Genomic DNA, 14,316 nt, shown 5'->3' with positions numbered 1-14,316 from the left:
ACTAAACAATGGAGTGAAGTGAGTAACCGTACATCCTTCAGTAAGTTGGTTACAATTGTTGAATATCAAATGCAAATTTTATAGAAAAACTTTAGTTAAATAGTAGAAAATAGTTTATTATTCAAAACTATTGAGCGACATTTCCTAATGTTAATTTAGTGCCACGCAGAGGTTCTCTTCGTTGAGGTGAGTATTGGCTGTAGCTGAGGTTGTTCTGTTAACTTCTTGACAGGCTGATTAACTCTAATGATTCTGCTTGAATTTATACTTATTTACAGTAGAACTGTTTTTGGATAGTGATAAATCTGGTGCTAATTGGTATGGTGCTTTTGGTACAGAGGTGTCCTTAGCGATATTAGCAAACATCTGCTAGATTAACTAGCACGACACCGCTTCGATTGCTTAACTAACACAGGTCTTGGCTTCTTCTTTGTTTTAGCTGCTCTACTTTGAGTTGCGTTTGGTTGGCAGCGATTCGCCAAGGGCGACACTTCGTGAACGCAGTACAGCGGAAGCGGATCATACGTTTCACGTTGCACATCTTTGTTACACTGCTTGCAGATGAACTTGTACACGCGCGTATGAATCACCCGCTCGTGTGCCCTTACTGTGTATTCTCGAACATGAACTCTCTTAGATGGCATAACCTAGAAATATCACACTGCTGTACATATTATGCTAGCGACACTCCACGCTCAAGAGCGAACAATGCTTCAAAACCAACACTTCATTCATAGCCTCATTGAACTGCGCGATCGCTATCAAACAATTGTGCAGGAATGCGCCAGTGCGATTTCGCATGCAACTGAACAACTCGATCGCATTCATGCTTTGTTAGTGGATCAGTTAGTCGAACAGCAGCAGTTTGCGGAGAGTCTACTTCAACTCCGAGCGCACTACCAAACACGACACGCGCAACAACAGTCAAAAGCCCAAAGTGCTAAAGAGCAGATTGCGCATATTAACGCACTCCTTGCAGACCAACTCATCTTACAGCACAACGATCTTCAGATTACTTGCCAATCAGCACCGGACACTCACCTAAATGGGGAACCCGCCAGCACGGAGCTATCTTCAACTGTCGAGCCGAAGCATCTTGATCTATCAAGGAGCAGCGGGCAAACCTCGCCGATATTAGTTGATGAAGCATTAACCCAATTGCTCCATGAGAATGAACAGCAACCGTCACAGCAAGCACCGGAACAGTCAGAACAATCTGCATCTCAAGATAAGTCAGAACAATCGGTTGCTGCAAATTTTCTTCAAAAAGAGGTGGTTGGCTCGGCTTTCAATCGCAAGCAAGACGAACAACAGCAGTCGGAATCTGACTTACCTATTCAATTACCAGATACAGAGTATTCAACTTTCTTCGAGTATCCCCAGCAATTGCCTTCTCCAAAGTTGCACAAAGCGCCATCACAATTCCTGAAAACACCACTGCTGCCACAATATCAGCACTTGAGTAAATCTGAAGCAGTTGAACAACTCTTGCAGGAAAATGAAGGAAGTATCTTGCACCTAGACTACATCATTCGTGCTGTGCATGGAGAGGTTGAGCCAGAAGACCTCAAAGCAGAAAGGTTGAGAATGAATGATACTCTGCGCAAGGGAGTAGAAAAAGGACTCTGGGAGAAAGTCCCAGATTCTCCTGGTTGCTACACAATTAGTCTAAAACTCATTGAATCAAACTCGGAAAATCAGGATACTCAATCTCGCAAACAAAAGCAGACAAACAAATCGAACGAGCAACTATTAGCGCGCTATCAAAATATGAGTTTCACTGCTGCAGTTGCAACAGTAGTAGAAGAAAATGTTGGCGAGGTTTTGACTCCTGAAACAGTGGCACGAGCATTATATGGGGAAATCGAAGGTAAGGCTTTGACTAAAGCTAAAGCGCAAGTTGGCAAAATCCTCTGGAATGGTGCTAAACAAGGGCGATGGAAAAGCGTGCCTGGTCAATTAGGTGCATATACACTCCAGTTGAGTACATTGAAGTAAATCTATTTCTCAAATCGTTGCATCATCGATTGAACGCGCTTGTAATTTGCAGTATGTTGTCTATGTTCGCCTTTTCGTTTGGCTTCCTTTAATATTGCTTCCCATGCATCTGGGTCAGATTCGTAATGTTGAAACAAGGCTTCGAGTAAAACCTCTCGACTGATGCCATTCTCTCTACATACACTTAAACGGCGATCGCTTAATTGTGCCTCTAACTTTGGGGTACTTCGTCACGAAACAACAAGGCTTTGGCAAGTTTAATCTAGCAGCTTATTGGCGACGTAACTATAATCTGATCGTCTACCTTATTTCCAGCAAGGTTTGAGAACTATGAAGTTGATTCAGTCTACTCTCTAGCCTGCTTGTCACGCTTAAGCTTCTTCAGTCACCTAAACTGATTTATAGGAAGTTTAATGACTCTTTGCTCCTACCGTTAGAGGGAGTTTCCAGTTTTCTCAGTTGCTAAGCTAACTTATACTCAAAAAGATATTGCATAACTGAGTTGGGTTATGCTTTTGTCAAACCAAACTTGATACTGAAGTCAATGAGTAGGGTAATTACGCTGTTTAATCAATCAGGGGGAGTAGGTAAAAGTACGCTCTCCATGAATCTGGGCTACCATTTGGCTCAACGGCAGCAGCGAGTCTTGCTCGTCGATATGGACCCACAGGCATCGCTGACCGTATTTATGGGCTTGGAGCCATCAGAACTAGACAACACAGTGTATGAAGCGATTGTTATTGGCGAACAGCTACCAATCTATAAGAACATTCACAAGATGGATTTGGCTCCTGCCAACATTAACTTGAGTGGGGCAGAACTAGAATTGGTAGTGGCAGATATGCGGGATGTACGCCTCAAAGAAGCGCTCAAGCCGATTCTGAAACAATACGATTTCATTTTGATAGACTGTCCCCCCTCCCTCGGTATTCTTAGCTATATCAGCCTAGTAGCTTCAACTCATGTCTTGATTCCCATTCAGACGCAGTACAAAGCCCTAAAAGGAACAGAACTTTTGCTAAATACAATTGGTCGCGTGCGGTCTCGCGCCAATCGCAAGCTAAAAATTGCTGGCGTAATTCCAACAATGCATGATTCTCGGACTGTACAAGGCGAAATGAGTTTACAGTCAATTCAAGAGCATTTATCCCAAATCGGGAAAATTTATCCAACCATTCCTCGGTCAGTTGCCTTTGCGGATGCTTCACAAGAACACATACCGCTTGCCCTCTACAACGCTAAACATCCAGCAGTTAGTCTCCTCAATCAAATTGCCCAAAACTTAGAGGTGATGTCATGAGTGTCAGAAAACACCGCTCTCAGCCCTATCAGATAAAAGGAGTCGATGCTCTGTTTGGAGAACTACCCCTAGCGGAAGTTGCAGCAGAAATTCTCCCACTTTCCCAAATTGCTCTGCCCCAGCAGCAACCCCGTCGTTACTTTGATCCTATGGCTATGCAGGAGTTGGTGGAGTCAATCAGGCAGCATGGGATTCTCCAACCAATATTGGTACGTCCGCTCTTAGACGATAAGTATGAACTAGTAGCTGGAGAAAGGCGCTATCGAGCTGCTGTATCAGCTGGTCTAGAAGAAGTGCCTGTAGTTATTCGGGAGCTGACAGATAATGATGCATTGCAGCTTGCCCTGCTGGAGAACTTACAACGCGAAGATTTAAACCCGATTGAAGAAACAGAAGGCATCCTACAACTCATAGCGTTAAAACTAAACACAACGTCTGAGTCGGCGATCGCTTTGCTCAATCAAGCTGCTCACCCCAAACGTAATTCTGTGGATAACGTTATCCACAGCAAAGACTGGCAGTTGGTGCAAGAGGTTTTCAACACAGTAGGAAAATTCACGCCAGAAAGCTTTCGTACCAATCGCTTACCGTTGCTGACTTTACCGGATGAAGTTTTAGCTGCCCTACGTCTGGGGCAGATTGCCTATACTAAGGCTAGAGCGATTGCTAAAGTTAACGATTTAGGGCAGCGTCAGGCATTGCTAGAGTCAGCGATCGCAGAGAACCTCTCCCTAACTCAAATCAAACAAAGAGTTGCTCAAATAATAGATTGCAGTACAAATCAGAGCGATCGCAGTCAATCGTCATCACTCAAAAACCGTATGGATGTAACCTATCGCCTTGCTAAAAAATCAAAAATTTGGGAAAATCCTAAAAAACAGAAGCAAATAGAGAAGCTATTAGCTGAGTTAGAAAAGCTTTTTTCTCAAGATTGAAATTTGTTGCTTCTCTAGAAGATTTGACACAAAATAGTATCTTAAAGCATAAAGTTCCTTGTCAAGCTATGAAATTTTGATACCGCTCTACTTAGTTTTAAAGGCTAAATTTAATCACAGTTCCCCAAACTTGGGCGACCAAAAGCCATCTCGTCCCTCAAAAAACGCAACTTCCTTGCACTTGCCTCGTCGATTTTCTGCAATCGAACATCGTAGCATTAACTTAACTTTCTCTTCTTTCGTATAGCTGTAGCGCTCCAATAAAGCACCACAGACAGGACACGCGAGTTCTGTTAATGTCTCCGGATTGGGTCGGCATTGCGCATAAGGCAATTCATACCTTTTCACAGTTTTGGCTTGGGCTGAACCAAGTTAGGCATTAGCAGTATAAACTATCCTCGAAAAGTTTCCCAATAACACATAAACAATCGCTTGATTCGTGCGGCTGAAGCACTTGCTGAATCTATTCGGGCGTGACGTGGCGATGGTAATACAAGGTGTCAAAGCGTTCACTGAACGTTTGCTGGCACGCGGGACAGAAATACCGTTGGTTCCCGTTCGGGGCTTTGCCATGTTTGTGATTACTGGGATGACCGCACGGCCGATATTCCATCGGTCTTGCTCAACAGAGGAGTTTTCTCCACTTTACCTAACCCACCATGTTTTGTTTTACTACCGCTAATTTAATGCTAAGGTTGCCAGTTTCAACTGCTAGTTGTAGATATTTTGACCATCTTTATTGATGAGAAGACCTAAAAATTTTTCTTGTATATGAAATGCCAATATACGATCGCGCCAATCATCACTCAGATTTTCTACTTCCTTTAAGACAGTCTTTTAGCTTCAATTGTTTGCGGTAATCGCAAGGGTTCAGGTAAATATGGAATTGCTAATTCCCAACCGTTTGCTAAAGTAAAAATCTTACCTTGATCGCTATCAACTTGGTGCACAACTTCTTCTTCAAGATCTTTTTTGGCAACATAAGCAACTAAATGTCCAGTAGCATTTTGACGTAGCATGACTTTCATTTGATTTCCTCAACAGCTTCTAGCTCTTTTTTGCGACAACCGACAATGAAACCTTTTTCGATAAAGTGCACTGCGTAGATATAGGAATTTTGCAAAAATGTGCCAATACTGATGACATAGCCAATTTCTCCTTTCTTGGCGAGAGTTGCACCAATTTCTTGCCCAGGATATGTGCCATCGTTGCGGATCAGTTTGCACGTTCTGACTTTTGTACCAATTTCAAACACTGGAGGTAAATCGAGTTCTAATTCATCCAATTGCATAGAATCCTATCGTTTTACTTAAAGGTTTGTCTTCATAGAAAGCAGAGAGGCTTCAGGAGAGATTATTTAGTGCAATGGTATAAACTCAACAGTTCTTGCATATCGAGGCTGCGTTTGTTTTGCAGCGATTGTTGCCGCACTGCATCTAAAAGCGATTGAGTTTCATCAATGTTGACACTAATACCTTGTTGCTGTAAAAGATTAGCTACTAAGTGTTTCCCTGAGTGCTTACCCGCAACTAAGCGCCTTTCCCAACCGACTTCTTCCGGTGCAAACGGTTCGTAAGTCACGGGGTTTTGTAGAACACCATGTGCGTGAATACCAGACTCATGCGCAAAAGTATTTTCACCAACGATCGCCTTCCAAGGTGGAACTTTGCAACCGGATGCAGCGGCTACCAGTCGCGATAGTTCTAACAACCGCGTTGTGTCAATTTCTAAATCAATTCCATGCAGACGCTTGAGTGCCATCACCACTTCTTCTAAAGCGGCGTTACCTGCTCTTTCTCCCAATCCATTAACGGTGGTATTCACTGATAAAGCACCAGCTTGCAACCCTGCTAAAGCATTTGCGGTTGCTAAACCAAAGTCATTGTGCGTGTGCATTTCTACAGGAATCGTTAGATACATTATCAACTGTTTAACTTTGGTGTAAGTTGTAAAAGGGTCAAGAATGCCAATCGTGTCACAAAATCGAAACCTTGATGCGCCCCACTCTTGAGCATAAAGCGCGACATCTACAAGAAAGTTTTCATCGGCTCTAGAAGAATCTTCACCACCGACTGCTACCCAAAGACCCCGATCGCACGAGAAACTAATGGCATCTTTGAGTTTTTGTAACATTACGCGCCATTGGCCGTGATACTTGGCATCTATTTGAATACCAGAAACGGGAACTGATATATGTACTCGTTGCAAACCACAAGCAATTGAAGCTTGAATATCCGAGATTTTTGCACGATTCCAGCCTAAAAGTTGAGCTTGCAAATTTAGGACAGAAATTGCGGCGATCGCGCGAGTTTCCACTTCACCCATTGCGGGGATACCAACTTCTAATTCATCTACACCAATTGCGTTTAGAAATTTAGCGATCGCAACTTTTTCTTCAATACTAAATGCAACACCTGCCGCTTGTTCTCCATCTCTTAGTGTAGTGTCGTTAATCACAATCTCGCTCATATCCACAACACCTCTTATCCCACTCAAGTTTTTCGTAAGCAAGTCTGTTTCAAAGGACTACTCATAGCTTGACAAGCTGTTTGTACAGATAGCAACGCTATATACTAATTTCATCTCTTTGCTCTTAGCAAAAAATAAGCAAAATAGACATTAACAATTATTGGAACAACTATTAAACTAATTCCTGCAATTAATACTGTAACCACGATCATCTCCTATTTTTTTTAAACTACATTTAACTAAATAAGGATGTGTTTATCTGCTGTATAACTATCAAATTTCCATTTCTATTACCCACGAACAGATACTAACTTGAGCTTTATTTTCTAGCCAATCAAAAATTTGTGTGAGTTGGTCTAAGGAGACTAGCCCATATTGCCAAAGAATCATAGGTAAGGGAGCAGAATCTGACTCGCGATGTCGCAGCATGACACCTATACTTGTAGGTGAGATGGCTAATTCAGTCTGTAAAAAGTTGATAAATTCTGTGTCATTACAACGTTTTACCATTTCAATTCCTTGAACTCCCTTACTATGAATTATTCATGATTCACCGATTGTTCATATCGAGTAAACATCAAAAAAATTAATTAAACTATGCATTACCTTTGCTATTAAAAGATGGAACAAAAGCCGAAGTTAGGCTATCTTCTGCTAAAAAATGAGATAGATGAAATGCACGTTCTTCAGCCTTTAATAAAATCTGCTCGTACAAATAACGAGTAGCGCGATCGCCTAAACTTTCTGCTTGAGATGCTTGACGTCGAATTAAATCAACTGCTGCTTGTTCAGCTTGCAAATCGTTTTCTACCATTTGGCGACACGAAAAAACTCCGTCTGCTTCTGGTGTAAAACAACATAATTCTGCAAGTTTACTAAAGCTAGCAACAGGAACGCCACCTAATCCATCTAAGCGTTCGCCAATATCATGAACGTGTTCTAGAACTTGTTCGTAGCTTTCGTTGAAATACTGGTGCAACATATAAAATTCTGCACCTTCAACAACAAAGTGATGCTTTTGATATTGCAAATAAAGTGCTTGAAAACTCGCTAGGACAATGTTCAATCCTTCACAAACGGGAACAGTGACTTCTTGTCCTAAACCGATGGGATTATCTAATACTTCCCCAAAATTACGTAGTACAGTTGCTTGTGTCATTATTTTTCTCCTTTTCATTTGGGTATCAAGCTAATCGCTGTTAATGACTGATTAAGAAATAACCTCCGATGTCCAACAGCGTTCTAACCAAGTGAGTAATTCTTGACGAGTAGCAACAAATTGCTGTACGGTACTGCGCACGAGAATCGCGGCGATCGCACTATCAATTTCAACCACTAAAGAACCATCCGCAGGACACCATGAGGGAATCATCAACTCTTGTAAGCGGTGATGAATTCGCCAGCGATCGCTTACAGGTATCTCAACAATTTGAGTCTTAATTTTGGAACTAGTATGGTGAAACATAAGTCAAAATCCTTTTGAAAGTTTTTGTCAATTATTAAGTGTTAAAGAAATAGCAGTAAGTTGAATGGTTTGGAACAAATTATGAAAAACGAATCACAAAGGACATAAAGGACACGAAGAAATATAGAGAGTTTTTGCGTAAGTTATAAATATCAAATCTAGATTAGATAGTTTTTGATTTTGATAAGTGAAGATTTAGGAACAGCTAATTACTTTCTAAATTTTGTAGTTGCAATTGTTGTTCGAGTTTCTCGATGCGTTCAATTAAGGAACGAATGATTTTTGCTTCTACATCAGGGAGTTTTCCGTGATCTAAAGGACAGTCGCGTACTCCTTTATGGCAAATATTGCGCCCAGGAACTCCTACAGCAGTACAATCGGCGGGGACATCACGTAAGATAATTGAACCTGCACCAATACGAACGCGATCGCCAATTTGAATATTACCTAAGACTTTCGCACCCGCACCGACAACAACGTTTTTACCTAAGGTAGGATGGCGTTTACCACTTTCTTTTCCTGTTCCGCCAAGGGTAACACCTTGATAAATCAGCGCGTAATCTCCGACGATCGCAGTTTCACCAATCACAACACCCATACCGTGATCGATAAATATACCTTTACCAATCTGCGCCCCTGGATGAATTTCCACTCCTGTTAAAAATCGCCCTAGATGAGAAATCAAGCGGGGAATGAACGCAACTTCACGACAATGCAACCAGTGTGCAAAACGATGTAGTGCGATCGCATGAAACCCAGGATAACAACAAAATACCTCTAACCAATTACGGGCTGCTGGATCGCGTTCAAAGATAATCTGAAAATCTGCCAATAGTGGTTGCAAAAATGGTAAACAGTTTTGATTGACAGTCTTTTGTGCAGTAAAGGAGTTAGAGTGTTGCATCGGAGTCGGTGGGCTAAATCCGTGTACTACTATCTGCTTATATCAGGCAACTCTAACGACACTCATACAGCCAATAGTGGTTGGATTTATTGAATTGATTAAATGTGTACTCAATTCTTCTAAACCACGATATTAATTGCGATTGACAACTTGAAAAAATCTTTTTTCAGGATGGGGTACTAGTATTTTTCAACTCAGGGTACTAGCATTTATCAAAAAAGGAGTGAGTATTTATGTACTCAAGCCTTAACCTTTATTCTGTAAGGAATTTCAAGTATTTTTATCATAATTTTTTAGCTATATTAATCTGTACTCATTTGCACTCACATAGCAATTTTATTGAAAAACTTTCTGTATATCAAAGTACAGTTTATTGTTTATTTTTCCTAGCCCGCGCAGGCGGACTTTGTTTAAAAAGCCGCGACTTCAGTCGCCTAGCTTCACCCCAGAATGCAACAATCAACCAAATAATTAAAATAAAATTAAGTTAGCAATTTCAGCAAAAAAGTGATATTTTAGATACAGAATTAAATTTCGCTAAGCAACTGGGGTAGTGCTTAGTTAGCTGCTCCAGTTCTTATCTCCAAAAAGCTCAAGTAATACACCAATTTGAGCAAATATTTAACGTAATTTGAGTACAGAATCGAAAAACTCAAAAACCATCTGAAATTTCCTTCAAACCTTTGCCAGGATAGAGTTCAAGGCGAGTACAAAAATACTTGAACCCCTTAATCATAAATACTCGTCCCCTGTGCAAAAAATACTAATACCTCTATCCAAAAACTTTTTTAAAAGCTGCTCAAACCTTGATAACTCTACGCTTCAGTTTTTGAGTACAAGTGTAATCAATTCAATAAATTCTATCCCGAACACTTGCAAATTCATATTTAAGACACCTGATATAAAACACATATCGCTAAACACCTCATGCACTAACAAAAAGTTTGGTAGGTAATCAAAGGTCGAAGCGATAAACGGTTAGAGATGCGACAGTCCCCCTCCTTAAGGAAACAAAGTCGCAGTTGTCAGGACACTCACCCAAAAGGGTTACATAACCAGCGTAGGCAGGTTCACCAAAGACAACGCGATTTTACTTCTTTTTTGATGAACTATAAAGCATCTTTCAAAATATCAGTCCTCAGCCTTAGTAGCGAAATTCAATGACACCACCACCTACAGGACTTTTAACTACCCCTACGGCAAAAACTACCAAATCCAGCAGTTGTGGTTGCAGCAGTAAAGATACCACAAGCGGTTTAGACGAAAAAACCAAAGCGCGGATCGAGAAGCATCCTTGTTATAGCGAAGAAGCACACCATCACTACGCAAGAATGCACGTTGCCGTAGCACCAGCTTGCAATATTCAATGCAACTATTGCAACCGCAAATATGACTGTGCAAACGAAAGTCGTCCTGGTGTTGTCAGTGAATTATTAACGCCAGAAGAAGCAGCGCACAAAGTTTTAGTGATTGCAGGCAAAATTCCCCAAATGACCGTATTGGGAATTGCAGGACCTGGAGATCCTTTAGCGAATCCAGAAAAGACTTTTCGCACGTTTGAGTTAATTGCGGAGAAAGCACCGGATATTAAACTTTGCCTATCCACTAACGGATTGATGCTTCCCGATTACGTCGATCGCATTAAACAACTCAATGTCGATCACGTCACGATCACTATTAATATGGTAGACCCCGAAATTGGGGCGAAGATTTACCCTTGGGTTCACCACCGCCGCAAGCGCTACAGAGGTGTTGAAGGAGTGAAAATTTTGCACGAAAAGCAGATGGAAGGCTTGCAAGCCCTCAAAGAAGCTGACATTTTGTGCAAAGTCAACTCGGTGATGATTCCAGGAATTAACGACGAACACTTAGCCGAAGTTGATGCAGTAATTCGCTCTAAAGGTGCATTTCTGCACAATATTATGCCACTGATTTCTGCACCAGAACACGGAACGCACTTTGGTTTAACAGGTCAACGCGGTCCTACACCAAAAGAACTCAAGGCGCTGCAAGATAAATGTGCTGACAGCAACATGAAAATGATGCGCCATTGTCGTCAGTGTCGCGCTGATGCGGTGGGGTTATTAGGCGAAGACCGGAGTCAAGAATTTACCAAAGAGAAATTCATGGAAATGACTCCAGAATACAACTTAGAACAACGCCAAGAAGTTCATGCAGGAATTGAAAAGTCGAAAGCAGAAATCACAGCTGTCAAAGAACAAGTGAAAGCCGCTAAGAAAGTTGCCAATAGCCCGAAAATCTTAGTTGCAGTCGCTACCAAAGGCAGTGGTGTGGTAAATCAGCATTTTGGTCACGCGAAGGAATTTCAAGTATTTGAAGTTGATGCAAACGAAGCTAAATTTGTCGGACACCGCAAAATTGACCACTATTGCCAAAGCGGATACGGCGAAGAAGCAACGCTAGAACACATTATCAAGGCGATCGCAGATTGCAAAGCAGTTTTAGTTTCTAAGATTGGTCACTGTCCGCAAGAAGAATTGCACAAAGCTGGAATTCAAACGGTTGAAGCTTACGACGTGATTGAAAAAGTTGCCAGTGAATTTTACGCAGAGTATTTGCAAAACCAGCAAGGAGAATAGTCATGGCTTACACAATTACCAGCCAATGTATTTCCTGCAATCGCTGTCTTTCTGTCTGTCCCACCAATGCAATTAAAGTAACCGACGGCAAACACTGGATTGATTCTACTCTTTGTACAAACTGCGTTGGTAGTGCTTATAGCGTTCCTCAATGTGTTGCAGGTTGTCCCACCTACGATGGCTGTATCGAACAACCTAGCGATTATTGGGAATCCTGGTTTACTACATACAATCGCTTAGTTGGCAAGTTAACTAAAAAACAAGACTACTGGGAACGCTGGTTTGATACTTACTCGCAAAAGTTTTCAGAAATCCTCTCAGAATCTCAACGCGATCGCAATTTGACATTATTAGTATCCAATCCGACTCATTAGTTCTCTTTGTCCTTCTCCTAAAGCCCCTCTGCTGCCTTAACGATAAGTCTTTGCACTAAATTTCTTCTAGGAACTCACCATGCAAACTTGCATTTATCTCGACAACAACGCCACCACGAAAGTAGACCCCGAAGTTGTAGAGGCGATGCTGCCTTACCTGACGCAATATTACGGCAATCCTTCGAGTATGCATACCTTTGGTGGGCAAGTCGGCAAAGCGGTAAAACAAGCACGACAACAAGTTGCAACCTTGATAGGTGCAGATGATTCCGAAATTGTCTTTACAAGTTGCGGTACAGAAGGAAACAACGCTGCAATCCGCGCCGCGCTGCAAGCCCAGCCAGAAAAGCGACATATTGTGACGACTCAAGTAGAACACCCCGCGGTGTTGAATGTCTGCAAGCAGTTAGAAACGCAAGGATACACCGTTACCTATCTTTCAGTTAATCGCCAGGGACAAATTGATCTGGATGAACTAGAAGCATCAATGACGGGTAACACCGCGTTAGCGACGATCATGTATGCCAACAACGAAACAGGCGTAGTGTTTCCCATCGAACAGATTGGATTGCGGGTGAAAGAGTATGGCGCGATCCTCCACGTCGATGCGGTGCAAGCAGTCGGGAAAGTGCCTTTAAATATGAAGACTAGCACCGTCGATTTATTAACGTTGTCGGGTCACAAATTACACGCACCCAAGGGGATTGGTGCTTTGTATGTGCGGCGCGGTGTGCGGTTCCGTCCCCTATTAGTAGGAGGACATCAAGAACGAGGACGCAGGGCGGGTACAGAGAATGTTCCTGGTATTATCGCACTAGGCAAAGCGGCAGAATTAGCGCAGACATATATAAAAGATGTCAAGCACGAAAAACAACTACGCGATCGCTTAGAAAAAACTTTACTAGAGACTATTCCAAATTGTGAAGTCAATGGCGACCGTAAAAACAGATTGCCCAACACAACCAACATCGGTTTTAAGTACATCGAAGGCGAAGCAATTTTGCTTTCTCTCAATCAATACGGTATCTGTGCATCATCTGGTTCCGCTTGCACTTCTGGTTCCTTAGAACCTTCCCACGTTTTGCGAGCAATGAGCTTACCTTACACCACTTTGCACGGTTCAATTCGGTTTAGTCTCTCGCATTACACCACAGCAGATGAAATTGATCGCGTTCTAGAAGTCATGCCTTTAATTGTTGAACGCCTACGCGTCCTTTCTCCCTTCAACAACGATCAAGCCGACTGGCTGCAAGGGCGGGAAGTGCTGGCAGTAGGAAACGGGTTGTAGAAAAACCAATTACCAATTACCAAGAAGTATCATGTGGGACTATACAGATAAAGTCATGGAACTGTTCTACAATCCAAAAAATCAGGGATTGCTAGAAGACAATCAAGAGCCAGGAATCGCAGTTGTATTTGGTGAAGTGGGTAGCATAGCTTGCGGAGATGCCTTAAGACTTCACCTAAAAATAGACGTAGACAACGATAAAATTCTGGATGCGCGTTTTCAGACATTTGGTTGCACGAGTGCGATCGCTTCTTCTTCAGCATTAACTGAGTTAATTAAAGGTTTAACTTTAAATGCCGCACTTCAAGTTACCAACAAAGACATTGCCGAATACTTGGGTGGACTACCAGAAGCCAAGATGCATTGTTCCGTCATGGGACAAGAAGCCTTAGAAGCCGCGATTTTTAAGTACCGAGGTATTCCAATAGCAGTGCATGAAGAAGATGAAGGGGCATTAATCTGTAGTTGTTTTGGTATTAGCGAGTCTAAGATTCGCCGCGTCATTCAAGAAAACAACCTCGCGACGGCTGAACAGGTAACAAGCTATGTCAAGGCGGGTGGTGGGTGCGGTTCGTGTCTTGCAAACATCGATGACTTAATTGCTGCGGTGACTAAGGAATCTGCTTTAAACATCGCTACAGATATTGCAACAGCGCAGGAACAATTGCAACGTCCGCTGACAACAGTACAAAAAATCGCTTTGATTCAAAAAGTTTTAGATGAAGAAGTCAGACCGCTACTGATTGCTGATGGTGGAGATGTCGAATTATACGACGTAGAAGGCGATCGCGTTCAAGTTGCATTGCAAGGTGCTTGTGGTTCGTGTTCTAGCAGTACAGCAACGCTCAAAGTGGCGATTGAAGCCAAGTTACAAGAGCGAATTAGTCAAAAGTTGCTCGTAGAAGCTGTTTAGCCCTTAGGCAATACAGGAGCAATATGCACCATTATTCTTTTCGACTTCATGTTTTAGCCGTTGAGCGATC

At 42.1% G+C, this 14,316-nt stretch carries 17 protein-coding genes and 1 pseudogene; 7 read left to right on the top strand and 11 right to left on the bottom strand.

Annotated features, from left to right (window positions below):
• Positions 1–374: 374 nt before the first annotated feature.
• Positions 375–644 carry a hypothetical protein gene (locus IQ230_RS16225; RefSeq protein ID WP_193933126.1) on the bottom strand — a complete coding sequence of 90 codons (270 nt, stop codon included), beginning with the start codon at positions 642–644 and terminating at the stop codon, positions 375–377.
• 31 nt (positions 645–675) lie between these two features.
• Between IQ230_RS16225 and IQ230_RS16220 the strand changes: the two genes are divergently transcribed.
• Positions 676–1,998 (top strand): hypothetical protein, encoded by a 1,323-nt coding sequence (locus IQ230_RS16220; RefSeq protein ID WP_193933124.1) that lies wholly within the window; start codon positions 676–678, stop codon positions 1,996–1,998.
• Positions 1,999–2,000: 2 nt separating this feature from the next.
• Here IQ230_RS16220 and IQ230_RS27425 read toward each other — a convergent pair whose 3' ends face one another.
• The gene (locus IQ230_RS27425; protein ID WP_265576222.1) at positions 2,001–2,135 is read right to left on the bottom strand and encodes a hypothetical protein; all 135 of its coding nucleotides are present in this window, start codon (positions 2,133–2,135) and stop codon (positions 2,001–2,003) included.
• 407 nt (positions 2,136–2,542) lie between these two features.
• On the opposite strand from IQ230_RS27425, the gene IQ230_RS16215 reads away from it, so the two are divergent.
• On the top strand, positions 2,543–3,298 hold the full coding sequence (locus IQ230_RS16215; RefSeq protein ID WP_193933122.1) for a ParA family protein: 756 nt from the start codon (positions 2,543–2,545) through the stop codon (positions 3,296–3,298).
• Complete coding sequence (locus IQ230_RS27420; protein WP_193933120.1) at positions 3,295–4,233, top strand: ParB/RepB/Spo0J family partition protein; 939 nt, start codon at positions 3,295–3,297, stop codon at positions 4,231–4,233. The genes IQ230_RS16215 and IQ230_RS27420 overlap by 4 nt, the downstream gene beginning before the upstream one ends.
• Before the next feature lie 114 nt (positions 4,234–4,347).
• Here IQ230_RS27420 and IQ230_RS16205 read toward each other — a convergent pair whose 3' ends face one another.
• From IQ230_RS16205 to cysE, 9 genes and pseudogenes are all read right to left on the bottom strand, one after another.
• The gene (locus IQ230_RS16205) at positions 4,348–4,581 is read right to left on the bottom strand and encodes a hypothetical protein (protein ID WP_193933118.1); all 234 of its coding nucleotides are present in this window, start codon (positions 4,579–4,581) and stop codon (positions 4,348–4,350) included.
• Between the two features lie 118 nt (positions 4,582–4,699).
• Positions 4,700–4,846 (bottom strand): annotated as a pseudogene (locus tag IQ230_RS28095) (IS1/IS1595 family N-terminal zinc-binding domain-containing protein); the annotation flags it as partial.
• Between the two features lie 211 nt (positions 4,847–5,057).
• Positions 5,058–5,261 carry a putative nitrogen fixation protein NifT gene (nifT, locus tag IQ230_RS16195; RefSeq protein ID WP_193933114.1) on the bottom strand — a complete coding sequence of 68 codons (204 nt, stop codon included), beginning with the start codon at positions 5,259–5,261 and terminating at the stop codon, positions 5,058–5,060.
• Positions 5,258–5,524, bottom strand: a complete 267-nt coding sequence (locus IQ230_RS16190; RefSeq protein ID WP_193933112.1) for a nitrogen fixation protein NifZ — start codon at positions 5,522–5,524, stop codon at positions 5,258–5,260. The genes nifT and IQ230_RS16190 overlap by 4 nt, the downstream gene beginning before the upstream one ends.
• Positions 5,525–5,586: 62 nt before the next feature.
• Positions 5,587–6,702: a homocitrate synthase gene (gene nifV, locus IQ230_RS16185; protein ID WP_193933147.1), complete on the bottom strand. Its 1,116-nt coding sequence runs from the start codon at positions 6,700–6,702 to the stop codon at positions 5,587–5,589.
• Positions 6,703–6,975: 273 nt separating this feature from the next.
• On the bottom strand, positions 6,976–7,212 hold the full coding sequence (locus tag IQ230_RS16180) for a DUF2949 domain-containing protein (protein WP_193933110.1): 237 nt from the start codon (positions 7,210–7,212) through the stop codon (positions 6,976–6,978).
• 85 nt (positions 7,213–7,297) lie between these two features.
• Positions 7,298–7,861: a DNA starvation/stress protection protein DpsA gene (gene dpsA, locus IQ230_RS16175; RefSeq protein WP_193933108.1), complete on the bottom strand. Its 564-nt coding sequence runs from the start codon at positions 7,859–7,861 to the stop codon at positions 7,298–7,300.
• A 51-nt stretch (positions 7,862–7,912) separates the two neighbouring features.
• A complete protein-coding gene (locus IQ230_RS16170) occupies positions 7,913–8,167 on the bottom strand; it encodes an Asr1405/Asl0597 family protein (RefSeq protein ID WP_193933106.1) in 255 nt (84 codons plus the stop codon).
• Positions 8,168–8,372: 205 nt separating this feature from the next.
• Positions 8,373–9,071 carry a serine O-acetyltransferase gene (cysE, locus tag IQ230_RS16165; RefSeq protein WP_193933104.1) on the bottom strand — a complete coding sequence of 233 codons (699 nt, stop codon included), beginning with the start codon at positions 9,069–9,071 and terminating at the stop codon, positions 8,373–8,375.
• 1,160 nt (positions 9,072–10,231) lie between these two features.
• On the opposite strand from cysE, the gene nifB reads away from it, so the two are divergent.
• From nifB to nifU, 4 genes are all read left to right on the top strand, one after another.
• Positions 10,232–11,671, top strand: a complete 1,440-nt coding sequence (gene nifB / locus IQ230_RS16160; protein ID WP_193933102.1) for a nitrogenase cofactor biosynthesis protein NifB — start codon at positions 10,232–10,234, stop codon at positions 11,669–11,671.
• Between the two features lie 2 nt (positions 11,672–11,673).
• The gene (locus tag IQ230_RS16155; protein ID WP_193933100.1) at positions 11,674–12,045 is read left to right on the top strand and encodes a DUF362 domain-containing protein; all 372 of its coding nucleotides are present in this window, start codon (positions 11,674–11,676) and stop codon (positions 12,043–12,045) included.
• A gap of 79 nt (positions 12,046–12,124) precedes the next feature.
• Positions 12,125–13,333: a cysteine desulfurase NifS gene (gene nifS / locus IQ230_RS16150; protein ID WP_193933098.1), complete on the top strand. Its 1,209-nt coding sequence runs from the start codon at positions 12,125–12,127 to the stop codon at positions 13,331–13,333.
• A 31-nt stretch (positions 13,334–13,364) separates the two neighbouring features.
• On the top strand, positions 13,365–14,246 hold the full coding sequence (gene nifU, locus IQ230_RS16145) for a Fe-S cluster assembly protein NifU (protein WP_193933096.1): 882 nt from the start codon (positions 13,365–13,367) through the stop codon (positions 14,244–14,246).
• Positions 14,247–14,316: the final 70 nt, after the last annotated feature.

This window comes from Gloeocapsopsis crepidinum LEGE 06123, assembly GCF_015207655.1.
Lineage (GTDB): Bacteria > Cyanobacteriota > Cyanobacteriia > Cyanobacteriales > Chroococcidiopsidaceae > Gloeocapsopsis > Gloeocapsopsis crepidinum.
This window is presented reverse-complemented; position numbering and strand designations above follow the sequence as displayed.